This is a genomic window from Streptomyces sp. NPDC002088, assembly GCF_040296605.1.
In the GTDB taxonomy this organism is placed as follows: Bacteria; Actinomycetota; Actinomycetes; order Streptomycetales; family Streptomycetaceae; genus Streptomyces.
This window is the reverse complement of record NZ_JBEOXO010000003.1, coordinates 382,922-398,518: the sequence shown is the minus strand read 5'-3', so window position 1 is coordinate 398,518 and position 15,597 is coordinate 382,922. Positions and strand designations below refer to the sequence as shown.

13 protein-coding genes and 2 tRNA genes are annotated in these 15,597 nt (G+C 68.5%); 3 read left to right on the top strand and 12 right to left on the bottom strand.

Features of this window, described 5'->3' with window-relative positions:
- Window positions 1-273: 273 nt before the first annotated feature.
- From ndk to ABT114_RS09085, 4 genes are all read right to left on the bottom strand, one after another.
- Window positions 274-687, bottom strand: a complete 414-nt coding sequence (gene ndk / locus ABT114_RS09100) for a nucleoside-diphosphate kinase (protein WP_351140203.1) — start codon at window positions 685-687, stop codon at window positions 274-276.
- Window positions 688-753: 66 nt separating this feature from the next.
- On the bottom strand, window positions 754-1,110 hold the full coding sequence (locus ABT114_RS09095; protein ID WP_351140200.1) for a DUF4233 domain-containing protein: 357 nt from the start codon (window positions 1,108-1,110) through the stop codon (window positions 754-756).
- A gap of 8 nt (window positions 1,111-1,118) precedes the next feature.
- Window positions 1,119-2,639, bottom strand: coding sequence for a bifunctional tetrahydrofolate synthase/dihydrofolate synthase (gene folC, locus ABT114_RS09090; protein ID WP_351140198.1), 1,521 nt, complete (start codon window positions 2,637-2,639; stop codon window positions 1,119-1,121).
- 111 nt (window positions 2,640-2,750) lie between these two features.
- Window positions 2,751-5,375: a valine--tRNA ligase gene (locus ABT114_RS09085; protein ID WP_351140196.1), complete on the bottom strand. Its 2,625-nt coding sequence runs from the start codon at window positions 5,373-5,375 to the stop codon at window positions 2,751-2,753.
- A 135-nt stretch (window positions 5,376-5,510) separates the two neighbouring features.
- Here ABT114_RS09085 and ABT114_RS09080 point away from each other — a divergent pair, with 135 nt between their 5' ends.
- A complete protein-coding gene (locus ABT114_RS09080; RefSeq protein ID WP_351140194.1) occupies window positions 5,511-6,449 on the top strand; it encodes a hypothetical protein in 939 nt (312 codons plus the stop codon).
- Window positions 6,450-6,523: 74 nt separating this feature from the next.
- Here the strand turns inward: ABT114_RS09080 and clpX are convergent, their stop codons facing one another.
- The 5 genes from clpX to ABT114_RS09055 form a co-directional block, all read right to left on the bottom strand.
- Window positions 6,524-7,810 (bottom strand): ATP-dependent Clp protease ATP-binding subunit ClpX, encoded by a 1,287-nt coding sequence (gene clpX, locus ABT114_RS09075; protein ID WP_351140192.1) that lies wholly within the window; start codon window positions 7,808-7,810, stop codon window positions 6,524-6,526.
- A 192-nt stretch (window positions 7,811-8,002) separates the two neighbouring features.
- Window positions 8,003-8,683 carry an ATP-dependent Clp protease proteolytic subunit gene (locus ABT114_RS09070; protein ID WP_351140190.1) on the bottom strand — a complete coding sequence of 227 codons (681 nt, stop codon included), beginning with the start codon at window positions 8,681-8,683 and terminating at the stop codon, window positions 8,003-8,005.
- A 141-nt stretch (window positions 8,684-8,824) separates the two neighbouring features.
- Window positions 8,825-9,433, bottom strand: a complete 609-nt coding sequence (locus tag ABT114_RS09065) for an ATP-dependent Clp protease proteolytic subunit (protein ID WP_057574659.1) — start codon at window positions 9,431-9,433, stop codon at window positions 8,825-8,827.
- A 400-nt stretch (window positions 9,434-9,833) separates the two neighbouring features.
- Window positions 9,834-11,222 carry a trigger factor gene (gene tig / locus ABT114_RS09060; RefSeq protein ID WP_351140188.1) on the bottom strand — a complete coding sequence of 463 codons (1,389 nt, stop codon included), beginning with the start codon at window positions 11,220-11,222 and terminating at the stop codon, window positions 9,834-9,836.
- Window positions 11,223-11,392: 170 nt separating this feature from the next.
- Window positions 11,393-11,469: transfer RNA gene (locus ABT114_RS09055), tRNA-Pro, on the bottom strand.
- Between the two features lie 140 nt (window positions 11,470-11,609).
- On the opposite strand from ABT114_RS09055, the gene ABT114_RS09050 reads away from it, so the two are divergent.
- Window positions 11,610-11,680 (top strand) — tRNA-Gly (locus ABT114_RS09050).
- Window positions 11,681-11,871: 191 nt separating this feature from the next.
- Here the strand turns inward: ABT114_RS09050 and ABT114_RS09045 are convergent.
- Window positions 11,872-12,066 (bottom strand): hypothetical protein, encoded by a 195-nt coding sequence (locus ABT114_RS09045; RefSeq protein ID WP_351140186.1) that lies wholly within the window; start codon window positions 12,064-12,066, stop codon window positions 11,872-11,874.
- Between the two features lie 488 nt (window positions 12,067-12,554).
- Here ABT114_RS09045 and ABT114_RS09040 point away from each other — a divergent pair, with 488 nt between their 5' ends.
- Window positions 12,555-13,736: an acyltransferase family protein gene (locus ABT114_RS09040; RefSeq protein WP_351140184.1), complete on the top strand. Its 1,182-nt coding sequence runs from the start codon at window positions 12,555-12,557 to the stop codon at window positions 13,734-13,736.
- Between the two features lie 125 nt (window positions 13,737-13,861).
- Here ABT114_RS09040 and ABT114_RS09035 read toward each other — a convergent pair whose 3' ends face one another.
- Window positions 13,862-14,347: an HD domain-containing protein gene (locus ABT114_RS09035; RefSeq protein ID WP_351140182.1), complete on the bottom strand. Its 486-nt coding sequence runs from the start codon at window positions 14,345-14,347 to the stop codon at window positions 13,862-13,864.
- Between the two features lie 42 nt (window positions 14,348-14,389).
- Window positions 14,390-15,568 (bottom strand): PP2C family protein-serine/threonine phosphatase, encoded by a 1,179-nt coding sequence (locus tag ABT114_RS09030; RefSeq protein WP_351140180.1) that lies wholly within the window; start codon window positions 15,566-15,568, stop codon window positions 14,390-14,392.
- Window positions 15,569-15,597: the final 29 nt, after the last annotated feature.

The following is a 15,597-nucleotide window of genomic DNA, read 5'->3' as shown; positions in this document are numbered from 1 at the left end:
CCCGCTGGCTTTTGAGGGCTTTTCAGGTCGGCGAGGTGGGTGCTGTGACGTGAAGGCTTCCATCGTAGACGCGCCTGCACGAACACTGCGCGAGGGTCTTCGCCATTGTCAGCAGATGCCGGGTCGCCTCGCTTGTGGAGACGGCCCAACGGAGGCACACGTTCCCCCGATCGGCACGCATATACCGAAGGACGGCCGAAAATGTACGGCCGTCCCAGGTCAGGCGATGCGAGGGAAGTGACGGTCCCTCAGAAAAATCCGCGAAAAATTCGCTCAGACACGGCCCGGGAAGAAGATCTTCACTTCGCGCTCGGCGGACTCCTCGGAGTCGGAGGCGTGAATCAGGTTCTCGCGGACAATCACCCCGAAGTCGCCCCGGATGGAGCCGGGAGCCGCGGCGATCGGGTCGGTCGGACCGGCCAGCGCCCGCACGCCCTCGATGACCCGCTCGCCCTCGACGATGAGCGCCACGACCGGGCCGGACGACATGAACTCCACCAGCGGCTCGTAGAAGGGCTTGCCCTTGTGCTCGCCGTAGTGCTGCTCCAGCGTGTCCTGGTCCAGGGTGCGCAGCTCCAGCGCGGTGATCTGCCAGCCGGCCTTGCGCTCGATACGGCTGATGATCTCGCCGGTCAGGCCACGACGGACGGCGTCGGGCTTGAGCAGGACGAGGGTGCGCTGGGTCACTGGAGGGCTCCTTCTTACTGACAGGTGTGCGGGGGGATGAGGTTACAGGGCGTGTTTGTGCGCCCGTTACGCAGCGTCAGCCTGGGCGGCGTCCGCCTGCGCCGCGAATCTCGCCTTCGCCTCGTCGATCTTCCGGCCGAAGTGCACCGAGGCCCACCACAGCGCCGCGAACAGCGCCCCCAGGAAGAACATCGTCGGGACGACGAAGCCGGAGGCGATCAGCGCGATCTGCAGCGCCCAGCCCAGGGCGACGCCGCCCGGCCGGGTCACCATGCCGCACAGCACCACGCACAGGAACATCGCGATGCCGCTGACCGTCCATACCGTCGACATGGACAGGTCGGGGTCCTTCATCGCGACCAGCGCGGCGAAGCCGATGACGAAGACCTCGCCGATCAGGGTCGAGGAACAGAGCGTACGCACGGAAGAAGTCAGCCCCTTCCCAGGAGCAGCAGTCGGGCCTCGCCGACGGTGATGACGGAGCCGGTGACGAGCACGCCACCACCGGCGAACTCGCCCTCCTCCTCGGCCAGCGTGATCGCGGCCTCCAGCGCGTCGGGCAGCTGCGGCTCGACCTGGACGCGGTCGTCGCCGAACACCTCGACGGCGATCGCGGCGAGCTCGTCGGCGTCCATCGCGCGGTGGCTGGAGTTCTGGGTGACGACGATCTCCGCGAAGATCGGCTCGAAGGCCTCGAGGAGCCCCCGCACGTTCTTGTCGCCGCTGGCCCCGACCACGCCGATCAGCCGGCTGAAGTCGAAGGCCTCCTCGATCGCCTCCGCCGTGACCCGCGCGCCCGCCGGGTTGTGCGCGGCGTCCAGGACGACGGTGGGCGACGTCCGTACGATCTCGAGCCGCCCCGGCGAGGTGACGGCCGCGAAGGCCTTGCGGACCGTGTCCGGGTCCAGCGTCTCCGCCCGCTGGGCGCCCACGCCGAAGAAGGCCTCGACGGCGGCGAGCGCGACGGCCGCGTTGTGCGCCTGGTGGGCGCCGTGCAGGGGAAGATAGACGTCGTTGTACTCGCCGCCCAGCCCGCGCAGGGTGAGCAGCTGCCCGCCGACGGCGACCTGCCGCGCCACGACGCCGAACTCCAGGCCCTCCCGGGCCACGGTGGCGTCCACCTCGACGGCCTTCTTCAGCAGTACCTGCGCCGCCTCGACCGGCTGCTGGGCCAGGATGACCGTCGCGCCCTGCTTGATGATGCCGGCCTTCTCGGTGGCGATCTCGCCGTGCGTCTCACCGAGCCGGTCGGTGTGGTCGAGGTCGATGGGAGTCACGACGGCGACGTCCGCGTCGATGACATTCGTGGCGTCCCAACTGCCTCCCATGCCCACCTCCACGACGGCGACATCGACGGGCGCGTCCGCGAAGGCGGCGTACGCCATGCCGGTCAGCACCTCGAAGAAGGACAGCCGGTACTCCTGCTGTGCGTCGACCATCTCGACGTACGGCTTGATGTCGTTGTACGTCTCCACGAACCGCTCGGCGGGGATCGGCCCGCCGTCCAGGCTGATCCGCTCGGTGATCGACTGCACGTGCGGCGAGGTGTACCGCCCGGTGCGCAGCTCGAAGGCGCCGAGGAGGGCCTCGATCATGCGGGCGGTGGAGGTCTTGCCGTTCGTCCCCGTGATGTGGATGGACGGATACGCCCGCTGCGGGTCCCCCAGCACATCCATCAGCGCGGAGATCCGGCTGACGGACGGCTCCAGCTTGGTCTCGCCCCAGCGCGTCGCCAGCTCCGTCTCGACCTCGCGCAGGGCCTTGTCGACCTCGGGGTCCTCCGGCCGCCCCGGCACGTCGGCCTGCGGCGGCCCGCCCTGCGTCCGCAGGGTACGGCTGCCGGCCTCGATCACCGCGAGATCGGGGTCACGCTCGGTCTCGGCCTCGACGATCTCCTCGAAGGGGTCGAGCGGGTCGGGCTGCTCGCTGCTGTCTGGGGGGAGCTCACTCACGAAGCCAGTCTACGGACGACCAGTGACAGACGCGGCTGCGGGCGCCGATGCGCATGCGAAGGCCCCCGGAACCTCGGGTTCCGGGGGCCTTCAAGGACGTACGAACCGCGCTTACGCCTGCGGCAACCGCTCCAGCTGCGCCTGGATGCGGGCGATGTCCTCGTCCGCCTTGGCGAGGCGGGTGCGGATCTTCTCGACCACGTTGTCCGGCGCCTTCGCGAGGAACGCCTCGTTGCCGAGCTTGGCGTTCGCCTGGGCCTTCTCCTTCTCGGCGGCGGCCAGATCCTTGGCGAGGCGCTTGCGCTCCGCCGCCACGTCGATCGTGCCGGAGAGGTCGAGGGCGACCGTGGCGCCCGCGACCGGCAGGGTCGCCGTCGCCGAGAAGGCGTCGCCCTCCGGCTGGAGGCGGAGGAGCTGGCGGATGGCGGCCTCGTGGGGCGCCAGCGCCGTGCCGTCGAGGCTCAGCCGCGCCGGAACCCGCTGGCCGGGCTGGAGGCCCTGGTCGGCGCGGAAGCGGCGGACCTCGGTGATGACCGACTGGAGGGTCTCGATCTCCTTCTCGGCGGCCGCGTCCCGGAAGTCACTGTCCTTCGGCCACTCGGCGATGACGACCGACTCACCGCCGGTCAGCGTCGTCCAGAGGGTCTCCGTGACGAACGGAACGATCGGGTGCAGCAGCTTCAGGGTGACGTCGAGGACCTCGCCGAGGACGCGGCCCGAAACCTTCGCGGGCTCGCCGCCGGCCATGAACGTCGTCTTGGAGAGCTCGACGTACCAGTCGAAGACCTCGTCCCAGGCGAAGTGGAAGAGGGCGTCCGACAACTTGGCGAACTGGAAGTCCTCGTAGAGCGCGTCGACTTCGGCGACGACCGAGTTCAGGCGGGAGAGGATCCAGCGGTCCGTCGCCGACAGGGCGGACGCCTCCGGCAGCGGGCCCTCGACCGTCGCGCCGTTCATCAGGGCGAAGCGCGTGGCGTTCCAGATCTTGTTGGCGAAGTTGCGGGAGCCCTGGACCCAGTCCTCGCCGATCGGGACGTCGACGCCGGGGTTCGCACCACGGGCGAGCGTGAAACGCAGCGCGTCCGAGCCGTACTTGTCCATCCAGTCCAGCGGGTTGACCGCGTTGCCGAAGGACTTCGACATCTTCTTGCCGAACTGGTCGCGGACCATGCCGTGCAGGGCGATGGTGTGGAACGGCGGGGTGCCGTCCATCGCGTACAGGCCGAACATCATCATCCGGGCGACCCAGAAGAAGAGGATGTCGTAGCCGGTGACCAGGACGGAGTTCGGGTAGAACTTCGCGAGGCTCTCGGTCTGTTCGGGCCAGCCCAGCGTGGAGAACGGCCACAGGCCGGAGGAGAACCAGGTGTCGAGGACGTCGGTGTCCTGACGCCAGCCCTCGCCGGTCGGGGGCTCCTCGTCGGGACCGACGCAGACGACCTCGCCGTTCGGGCCGTACCAGACCGGGATCCGGTGACCCCACCACAGCTGACGCGAGATGCACCAGTCGTGGAGGTTGTCGACCCAGTCGAAGTACCGCTTCTCCATCTCCTGCGGGTGGATCTTGACCTTGCCCTCGCGGACCGCGTCACCGGCGGCCTTGGCGAGCGGGCCGACCTTGACCCACCACTGCATGGAAAGGCGCGGCTCGACGGTGGTCTTGCAGCGCGAGCAGTGGCCGACGGAGTGGACGTACGGCCGCTTCTCGGCGACGATCCGGCCCTCGGCGCGCAGCGCGGCGACGATCGCCGACCGGGCCTCAAAGCGGTCCAGTCCCTGGAAGGGGCCGTGAACGGTGATGACGGCGTGCTCGTCCATGACCGTGATGGACGGCAGGTCGTGGCGCCGGCCGATCTCGAAGTCGTTCGGGTCGTGGGCCGGGGTGACCTTGACGGCGCCCGTGCCGAACTCGGGGTCGACGTGCTCGTCGGCGACGACGGGGATGGAGCGGTCGGTGAGCGGCAGCCTGATGAGCTTGCCGACCAGGTGCTTGTAGCGCTCGTCGTCCGGGTGGACCGCGACCGCGGTGTCGCCGAGCATCGTCTCGGCACGCGTGGTCGCGACGACGAGCGTCTCGTCACCGTCGCCGTACTTCAGCGAGACCAGCTCGCCGTCGTCGTCCTGGTACTCGACCTCGATGTCGGAGATCGCGGTGAGACAGCGCGGACACCAGTTGATGATGCGCTCGGCGCGGTAGATCAGCTCGTCGTCGTAGAGCCGCTTGAAGATGGTCTGGACGGCCTGGGAGAGACCCTCGTCCATGGTGAAGCGCTCACGGGACCACGCGACACCATCGCCCAGGCGCCGCATCTGGCCGGAAATCTGCCCGCCGGACTCGGCCTTCCACTGCCAGACGCGCTCGACGAACGCGTCACGGCCGAGGTCGTGCCGGGACTTGCCCTCCTTGCCGAGCTCACGCTCGACGACGTTCTGCGTGGCGATGCCGGCGTGGTCCATGCCGGGCTGCCACAGCGTCTCGTAACCCTGCATGCGCTTGCGGCGCGTGAGGGCGTCGATGAGCGTGTGCTCGAACGCGTGCCCGAGGTGCAGGCTGCCCGTGACGTTCGGCGGCGGGATGACGACGGTGTACGGAGGCTTGTCGCTCTTCGCGTCCGCCTCGAAGTAACCGCGCTCTACCCAGCGCTCGTACAGCGGCCCCTCTACATCGGCCGGCGCGTACTGGGTCGGCAGTTCGGTGTTGGGCGCTGGTGGCTGCTGCTGAGCGTTCTCGGTCACGGGGCCAGTTTAGAGGTGTCACGGGGCAGTCCCGAAACACGTTTGTTCTGTAACGGTGGGGGCCCCGATGCAATGAGTCGGCTGTGTCTGAGCCAGGATGTCAGGAACACATAAGCTCTGGAGGGGAACCCAGTAATGAGTCACAACCAGCCGGGCCCGTACGGCGGGCAGCCCCAGCAGCCCGGACCGTACGGTCAGCCGGGCCCCTACGGCCAGCAGCCGCAGGCCCCCCAGCCCGGCTACGGCTACCCCCAGCAGACTCCGCCCCCCGCCCAGCCCGGCTACGGCTACCCGCCGCAGGCCCCGCAGGGCGTGCCGCCCCAGCCGAACCCGTACGGCCAGCAGCCGCCGTACGGGCAGCAGCCCTACGGCGTCCCGCAGCCGCCCGCTCCCGGCGGCGGCAAGAAAACGACGGCGATCATCCTCGGCGCGGTGGCGGTCGTGGCCGCGATCGCGGTGGGCGCGTACTTCGTGATCGGCGGGGGCGGCGGCTCGGACGTCGCCGACGACGGCGCGCACAAGCTGACCACGCCGGCGACGGTGCTCACCGATTACAAGAAGTCCGACAGCGTCGACAGCGGCGGCTTCGACGAGAGCGACGTCAAGGACGCCGAGAAGCACGGCGTGAAGAACGCCAAGGACGTGCACGCCGGTTACCAGTCGGGGGACGAGACCAACTACCTCGCCATGAAGATGATCAACTTCATGGGCGTGTACGGCGACATCGAGGACCCGGAGGCGGTCGTCGACGGGATGTTCTCCGAGATGAAGAAGAACGCGACCGCCGACGACGGCGAGGTCGTCGGCAGCCCGAAGGCGTTCACGCCGAGCGGTCTCGACGGTGCGGTCCTCAAGTGCCAGGAGACCAAGGTCAAGGACGACGAGTCGTCGTCCGACGCGGGGTCCGGGCCGAGCGAGATCAGCATGCCGGTGTGCATCTGGGCGGACCACAGCACGCTGGGCGTCGTCATTCACATCGACCTGGCGGACGCGATGTCCGGCAAGGCCGCCGACCTGACGAGCGCGGCCGACCTGACGACCAAGTTCCGCAAGGAAGTACGCGTCAAGGCCTGACGTCGTAGAGCGCAGCAACGGTGAAGGGGCCCCGGTCGGTTGACCGGGGCCCCTTCACCATGTGCGTGCGGCGGTTACGCCGTCTTCTGCTCGCCCGAGCCGCGGCCGCGGGCGTCCCGCGGGATCAGGGTCGGGTTCACGTTCGAGTGAACGACGTCCGCCGTGATGACGACGCGGGCCACATCCTTGCGGGAGGGGACCTCGTACATCACGGACATGAGGACTTCCTCCATGATGGCGCGCAGGCCGCGCGCGCCGGTCTGGCGGAGGATGGCCTGGTCGGCGATGGCCTCCAGGGCCTCACGCTCGAAGTCCAGCTCCACGCCGTCGAGTTCGAAGAGGCGCTGGTACTGCTTCACGAGCGCGTTGCGGGGCTCGATCAGGATCTGCAGGAGTGCCTCGCGGTCGAGGTTGTGGACCGACGTGATGACCGGGAGGCGGCCGATGAACTCGGGGATCATGCCGAACTTGACCAGGTCCTCGGGCATGACGTCCTCGAACTGGTCCTTGGCCTCCAGCTCGCGCTTGGAGCGGATCGTCGCGCCGAAGCCGATGCCCTTGGCGCCGGCCCGGGACTCGATGAGCTTCTCCAGGCCCGCGAAGGCGCCGCCCACGATGAACAGGACGTTCGTCGTGTCGATCTGGATGAACTCCTGGTGCGGGTGCTTACGGCCGCCCTGCGGCGGGACCGAGGCCGTCGTGCCCTCCAGGATCTTCAGCAGCGCCTGCTGCACGCCCTCGCCGCTCACGTCACGCGTGATCGACGGGTTTTCACTCTTCCGCGCGACCTTGTCGATCTCGTCGATGTAGATGATCCCGGTCTCGGCCTTCTTGACGTCGTAGTCGGCCGCCTGGATCAGCTTGAGCAGGATGTTCTCGACGTCCTCGCCGACATACCCCGCCTCCGTCAGCGCCGTCGCGTCGGCGATGGCGAACGGGACGTTCAGCATGCGCGCGAGGGTCTGGGCGAGGAGCGTCTTGCCGGAGCCCGTGGGGCCCAGCAGAAGGATGTTGGACTTCGCCAACTCGATGGCGTCCTCGCGGCTTTGACCGCCGCCGTTCTCGCCGGCCTGGACCCGCTTGTAGTGGTTGTACACCGCGACGGAGAGCGCCTTCTTGGCCGCCTCCTGGCCGACCACATAGCCCTCGAGGAACTCGTAGATCTCACGGGGCTTCGGGAGTTCCTCCCAGCGCACCTCGCTGGTCTCCGCGAGCTCTTCCTCGATGATCTCGTTGCAGAGATCGATGCACTCGTCGCAGATGTACACACCGGGGCCTGCGATGAGCTTCTTGACCTGCTTCTGGCTCTTGCCGCAGAACGAGCACTTGAGCAGATCGCCGCCGTCACCGATGCGTGCCACGGTGTGCTTCCCCTTCGCCTGGGAGACGCCTGGACGCTTACGAGTCCAGCGGCTCCTGGTGCTGCCTTATGTCCGACGGTACCTTGCCCGGCCCCCCGTTCGGGCCCCCCTTGGCAGGGTTCACTTTGTCGTGCACCTTGTCGCGCACATCGAAGAACCCTGCCGAGGGGCGGCAGACGATACGCCTCCGCGTCAGCGGACGTTGGCGTTGTTCATCTTCCGGGTGGAGATGATCTGGTCGATCAGGCCGTACGAGAGCGCGTCCTCGGCCGTGAGGATCTTGTCGCGCTCGATGTCCTCGCGGATCTTCTCGATCGGCGTGGTGGAGTGCTTGGCCAGCATCTCCTCCAGCTGCGCGCGCATCCGGAGGATTTCGTTCGCGGCGATCTCGAGGTCCGAGACCTGGCCGCGGCCGGTCTCGCTGTACGGCTGGTGGATCAGCACGCGCGCGTTGGGCAGCGCCATGCGCTTGCCCGGCGTACCGGCCGCGAGAAGGATCGCGGCGGCGGACGCCGCCTGGCCCATGCAGACCGTCTGGATGTCCGGCTTCACGAACTGCATCGTGTCGTAAATCGCGGTCAGCGCGGTGAAGGAGCCGCCGGGGCTGTTGATGTAGACCGAGATGTCGCGGTCGGGGTCCATCGACTCCAGGCACAGCAGCTGCGCCATGACGTCGTTGGCGGAGGCGTCGTCGATCTGGACGCCGAGGAAGATCACGCGCTCCTCGAAGAGCTTCGCGTACGGGTCGTACTCGCGGATGCCCTGGGAGGTGCGCTCCACGAAGCGCGGGATGACGTAGCGGGACTCGGCCGTGGGGCCGGTGTACTCGGCGCGCGTACGGTCGTAGATGCCGCTGCCGGGGAAGTCGTTCACGGTGTCTCCTGAGAGGGGCTGGGGCGGTGGCTGGGGGCTGGAGGAGGCGCGTACGGCCCTGTGGAGGGCCTGGTCCCTGTCGGCGGGGCCGTCCGGGACCCGGGGCCTTGGTCGGGCCCTACAGGCCCGCACGGGCCCTTGCTAGGCCGCCCCGGTACCGCCGCCGCCCGGCATGCCGGCGGCCGTGGGGATCACGTCGTCGATGAGGCCGTATTCCTTGGCTTCGAAGGCGTCGAACCAGCGGTCGCGGTCCGAGTCGCGGGTGACCTGCTCGACCGTCTGGCCGGTGTGCTGGGAGGTGAGCTCCGCCATGCGCTTCTTGGTGTGCAGCAGCCGCTCGGCGTGGATCTTGATGTCCGAGGCCGAGCCGGCCAGGCCGGCGGAGGGCTGGTGGATCAGGATCTCGGCGTTCGGCAGCGCGAAGCGCTTGCCGGGCGTGCCCGCGCTGAGCAGGAACTGACCCATCGAGGCCGCGAGACCCATGGCGATGGTCACCACGTCGTTCTTGATGAACTGCATGGTGTCGTAGATCGCCATGCCGGCCGTGATCGAACCGCCCGGGCTGTTGATGTACAGGTAAATGTCCTTGTCCGGGTCGGCGGCAAGGAGCAGCAGCTGTGCAGTGATCTTGTTCGCGATGTCGTCGTCGACCGGCTGGCCGAGGAAGATGATCCGCTCGCCGAGCAGCCGGTTGTAGACCTGGTCGCCGAGGCCACCACCGATGGAAGGCTCGCCGGCGGCGGAGGGCATCAGATTCGTCACGTATCCACCTGCTCGTCTTACGACGGCGCCGGGCCGTCTCACGTGTTCTGCCGGGGCTCGGGGCCGTCCGGCCGTTTCCGGGGACTCCCCTGCCCTCGTACTCATGGACCCTAACGCGCGGGTCCCTTCGGGGAATCCCGCAAAAGGAACTGTTCGCTGTGAGCGCAGGTCACTCCGTGGGGTGGGGCGGAATTCGAGGCGCCGTCGGGACTTTCGGCGGTGGGCGGCTGCGGGTGCGTCGCGGCTGGTCGCGCCCACGCGGCGGAGCCGCACGATGTCACAGCGGAGCCGCACGATGTCACAGCCCCGCGCCCCCGGGTAAGACAACGGGCCCTGGGGTGAAACGCCCCCCAGGGCCCGTCGTACTGCGTCAGAAGCGGCGCGAGGCTCAGGCCTCGGGCTTCTCCTCGACCTCGGCCTCGGCCTCGGCCTCGGGCGTCTCGGCGGTGGCCTCCTCGGCCTCCTCCTCCTCGTCCAGGTCGATGACCTCGCCGTTGGTGTCCTTGACCGTGGCGGCCTCTACGACCAGGGCCAGGGCCTTGCCGCGGGCGACCTCGCCGACGAGCAGCGGAACCTGGCCGCCCTCGACGACCGCCTGGGCGAACTGGTCGGGGGACATGCCGGAGGAAGCGGCGCGGCGCATGAGGTGCTCGGTGAGCTCCTCCTGGTTGACGTTGAGCTTCTCCACCTTGACGAGCTCGTCCAGCACGAACTGGGTCTTGATGCCCTTGACCGCGGCCTCACGGGTCTCGGTCTCGAACTCCTCCTCGGTCTTGCCCTGGATCTCCAGGTACTTCGCGAGGTCGAGGCCCATCTGGCCGAGCTGGTGGTGCTCGAGGTTGTGCTTACGGGTGTTGATCTCGTCCTCGAGCAGCTTCTCGGGGACCGGGACCTCGACCAGCTCGAGCAGCTTCTCCAGGACGCGCTCCTGGGCCTGCGTGGCCTGGTCGTACTGCTTCATGTTCTCGAGGCGCTTGCGGCTGTCGCCCTTGAGCTCGTCGAGGGTGTCGAACTCGGAGGCGAGCTGCGCGAAGTCGTCGTCCAGCTCGGGCAGTTCACGCGCGGCGACCTGGGTGACCTTGACGGTGACCTCGGCCTCCTTGCCGGCCGCCGAGCCGCCCTTGAGCTCGGAGGTGAAGGTGGCCTCGCCACCGGCCTCCAGGCCCTTCACAGCGTCGTCGATGCCGTCCAGCAGCTCACCGGAGCCGATGGTGTAGGAGACGCCCTCGGCGACGCCGTCCTCGAGGACCTCGCCGTCGACCTTGGCCTCCAGGTCGATGGTGATGACGTCGCCGTCCTGGGCGGCGCGCTCGACGGGGCTCGTCGACGCGAAGCGCTCACGGAGCTGCTCCACCGACTTCTCGATGTCCTCGTCCGACACCTCGACGGCGTCGACCTCGACCTCGATGCCGGAGTAGTCCGGGATCTCGAGGGACGGGCGGATGTCGACCTCGGCGGTGAAGTTCAGCGTCTCGCCGTCCTTCAGCTCCGTGATGTCGACCTCGGGCTGGCCCAGCACGCTGAGCTCGGCCTCGTTGACCGCCTCCGTGTAGAACTTCGGAAGCGCGTCGTTGACCGCCTCCTCCAGGACCGCACCGCGGCCGAACCGCTGGTCGATGACGCGCGCCGGGATCTTGCCCTTCCGGAAGCCCTTCACCGTGACCTGCTGGTTGATCTTCTTGTACGCCGCGTCGAGGCTGTCCTTGAGCTCCTCGAAGGGCACCTCGACAGTGAGCCGAACCCGAGTCGGGTTCAGGGTCTCCACGGCGCTCTTCACGGTTCGGTCTCCTTGTGGCTGACTTCTTGGTTTCTGCCGGAACCCGACGGGTCCGGCGGATTTTCGTCGCCCGGAGACTTCAGACGTGAGACACACGGGCGCGCAGCTTGCATAGTAACCGCAGCGGCTACCCACGCCCAAAGGCGATCACCTGTGGTGATCCGGCTGGATGGTCGGGGTGGCGGGATTTGAACCCACGGCCTTCCGCTCCCAAAGCGGACGCGCTACCAAGCTGCGCCACACCCCGTCTGGTGCGACACGTAGGGTACATGCACGCAGGCAGTGAGAGCTGCCGCATTTCCTCTGGGCGAACGGAGTGTGCGGCGGCGGCGCACGACCCGCTACGATGCCTCTGTGTCGCGGTCGTCCGACCTGCGGCGCGTCTGTGCGGGCGTAGCTCAATGGTAGAGCCCTAGTCTTCCAAACTAGCTACGCGGGTTCGATTCCCGTCGCCCGCTCTCTACGGCCCGGGGCCGGACCGAGGATTCAGTCCTCGGTCCGGCCCCGAGGCGTTTCCGGGGCCCGCCGGTCGGCTTCCGATCACTACGGGGCCGATCCGGACCGATCCGGAACCGATCCGGGACCGATCCGGGAGATCCAGGATCGGTCCGAGACCGCTCCGAGATCGCTCCAGGACCGCCCTGATCGATCAGAAGCTGATCGAGTTGATCGTTTCCGCTATCGAGTCGAGGAAGCGGTTTATTGACGGGGCCATGCCCGTCGAGGCGAGGAAAAAGCCGAACAGGATCGCCACGATCGCCGGACCCGCCTTGATCGAGCCGCCCCGGATCAACACCACCAGGATGATCGCCAACAGCAGCACCACGGACAGTGAAATGGCCACAACTGATCACACCCTCGGTCGGTTCGCTCTCCCGGCCAGGGGATGCCGGCCCCGCGCACCCCCGCCAGAACCATCGTGCCACCAACGCGGCCCGCGTATGCGGCACGTGACGCATCATCGGCCACGATCAGGACGCGCCCGCCCGCGCGGACAGGCGCCCGACGGACCCCGTACAGCAATTCGAAGGTGCACCCGCACAGGGAATTGCAGGGATCGTTTCCGTGCCCACACAACGCGTTCGCAGCGAATTCGAATTGTGCGCAAAGGTAGGTGGCGGGCACTTACCCCACTGGTCTTATGCACCCTTTCGTCGGGATGAATTGCGACATCAGGGGAGGAACTGCCGCACCCAGGATGCCTTGCCCTGTGGGCACCATCACGTCGGCAGGGAGGCCTACTTCAGTAAATCCCGGGGCAGCCGAACCCGATAAGCCATATTGACGTGGAGGGTTTTACGGAAACCCACAGACGACGCTAGGGTGCCTCAAATGTTCCCCGCTGCCTCGCCCTCACCGCACGTCCAGCAGGACCAGAACAAGCAGAACAAGCAGAACAAGCAGAACAAGCCCGACAATCGGTCGCAGGGCAGACAGCCCAAGCAGCGCGACGCGTTCTTCGACAACGCCAAGTACCTGGCGATCGTGCTGGTGGCCGTGGCCCATTCCTGGGAGCCGCTGAAGGGCGACAGCCGGATCCTGCAGGGCGCGTACATGATCGTGTACGCGTTCCACATGCCGGCGTTCATCGTCATCTCCGGCTTCTTCTCACGGAGTTTCGACGCGCGTCCCGACCGGCTCAAGCGGCTCGTCACCGGCGTCGCCGTGCCGTACATCCTCTTCGAGACGGCCTACCCGCTCTTCAAGCGGGTCGTGGACCACGCCCCGGACCAGGACATCAGCCTCCTCGACCCCTGGTATCTGACCTGGTTCCTGTGCGCGCTGTTCATCTGGCGGCTCACCACGCCGATCTGGAATCTGGTGCGCTGGCCGCTGCCGCTCGCCCTCGGCGTCGCCGCGCTCGCGTCCGTCACGCCGAACATCGGGGACGACCTGGACCTCCAGCGCGTCCTGCAGTTCCTGCCGTTCTTCGTGCTGGGCCTGTGCCTGAAGCCCGAGCACTTCCGGCTGGTGCGCCGCCGTTCGGTGCGGATCCTGGCCGTGCCGGTGTTCGCGTTCGCGCTGGCCTTCGGCTGGTGGGCGGTGCCGCGCATGAACGTCGCGTGGCTCTACCACCGCGACTCCGCGCAGCAACTGGGCGCGCCCTGGTGGGTCGGCCCGGTGATGCAACTGGCGCTGTTCGGCTGCTCGCTGCTGCTGTCCGCCTGCTTCCTCGCCTGGGTGCCGGGCCGGAAGACGTGGTTCACGGCGCTCGGCGCGGGCACGCTGTACGGCTACTTGTTGCACGGCTTCCTGATCAAGGCCGGCGAGTACCGCGGCTGGTTCGACCACACCTGGCTGCACCGGCCGCTCGGCGAGATCGTCGTGAGTGTCCTCGCGGCCGCGGCCGTGACGCTGTTGTGCACGCCGCCCGTGCAGCGGGTGTTCCGGTTCGCGATGGAGCCGAAGATGGCGTGGGCCTTCAAGCGGGACGCGGCCGCACTGGCCCGCGAGCGCGAGAAGAAGGAACAGAGCGAGAAGGACGGGAACGTGCGCGAGAAGGTCAGCGCCTAAGCGCTCCGCTGGAAGCGCGATGACGAACCCGCGGGCTGGTGGGGGCTGGTCGCGCCCACGCGGCGGAGCCGCATATCGACACAGCCCCGCGCCCCTTACGGGGCGCGATACCGCACCGGACTTCGTCAAGGCTGCTTAGGACTGTCCCGGTCCGAGTCGGCCGTCCGGTTCGGTTCCATGAGGCCGAGAAGTGCGCGCATCCGCGCGTACTTCTCGGTCAGTCGTGTGCGGGTGGCCTCGTCGAGGACCGCCAGGCGCGCCGGGTCCGCGTTGTGCGCCAGGTCCGCCTCCTTCACCAGCAACGCCCCGGGGGCGGCGAGGATGCGCCGCGCGTATGCCGTCGGCTCCTCACCCTTCCGCTTGGTGACGGCGAGCACGATGTCCTTCGTACGGCCGGTCAGCGCGGCCTCGTGCAGCCACTGTGCGGACAGCGCGTCGTCCTCGACCGAGTCGTGCAGCCAGGCCGCCGCGATCTGCTCGTCGTCCCCGCCGCGCTCGCGCACGCCGTCCGCGACGGCCCTCAGGTGCTCGGCGTACGGCCGCCCGGCCTTGTCGGTCTGTCCCTCGTGCGCCGCCCGGGCCAGGGCCTCGACCTCGGAGACAGTCAGCATGGGCGCCTTTCCAAGGCCCTTCGGCGGCCTTTCAGCGGCTTTTCAGCGGATGGCGGCCGCGGTCGGGCCCTCGCGGCAGACCAGCAGCAGCGCCCGGTCGTCGTTGACGTCCTTCGCCACCGCCTCGATGAGGTGCCAGGCGGCTCCCTGGAAGCCGCCGGCCACATAGCGGTCGGCCTCGCCGGTGAGCCGGTCGATGCCCTCGACGATGTCGCGGTCGGAGGTCTCGACGAGGCCGTCGGTGAACAGCATCAGGACGTCGCCGGCGCGCAGGGAGCCCTTCACGGGGTCGAACTGGGCGCCGTCGTACACACCGAGGAGCGGGCCCTCGGCGGCCTTCTCCTCCCAGCGGCCGCTGCCCGCGCTGAGCTGGAGGCCCGGCGGGTGCCCGGCGGAGTAGAGCTCGTAGTCGCCGGAGTCCAGGTCCAGGACCAGGTGGATGGAGGTCGCGAAGCCCTCGTCCCAGTCCTGGCGCAGGAGGTAGCCGTTCGCGGCCGGGAGGAAGGAGTGCGGGGGGAGCGAGCCGAGCAGGCCGCCGAAGGCGCCCGACAGCAGCAGAGCGCGTGAGCCCGCGTCCATGCCCTTGCCGGAGACGTCGGTGAGCACGACCTCCAGGGTGCGGCCGCCGTTCGTACGGGCCGCGACCACGAAGTCACCCGAGAAGGACTGGCCGCCGGCGGGGCGCAGCGCCATCTCGCGGTGCCAGCCGCGCGGCAGCTTCGGCAGCTTGCTCTGCACACGGATGCGTTCGCGCAGGTCGAACAGCATGGTGCCGCCGCGCCGCCAGGGCACACCGACCCGGCTGCGGAACTGGGCGATCAGCAGTCCTACGAAACCGCAGGCGGCGACGACCAGGACCACGCCCGGCGTGACCCGGGAGGGACCCTCCGTGTAGGGGCCCAGCTTCACCGACTCCACGATCAGGGCCGTGGCCGCGGCCGCGTACAGGCCCAGCAGGCTCGCCGGGCGCAGCAGCAGGCCGCCCGCGACGATCGGCAGGACCAGCGCGGCCGGCGAGCACCACACGGAGTTGGCGAGCGTCGTGGCCGCGATCAGCGGGACGGTGAGGAACAGTCCGGCCAGCGCGATCCAGTCCGAGCCGTCCCCGCGGAAGTAGTCCACAGCGGATCTGCGCACACCGACGCGGGCCCGGTGCCACTGCATCTTCAACCGGGCCGTGAACGTATCGGCCGCCGCGCGCCGCTCTCGTCCTGCTGCCATTAGTTCGGGACCCTATCCATCGGACCAGC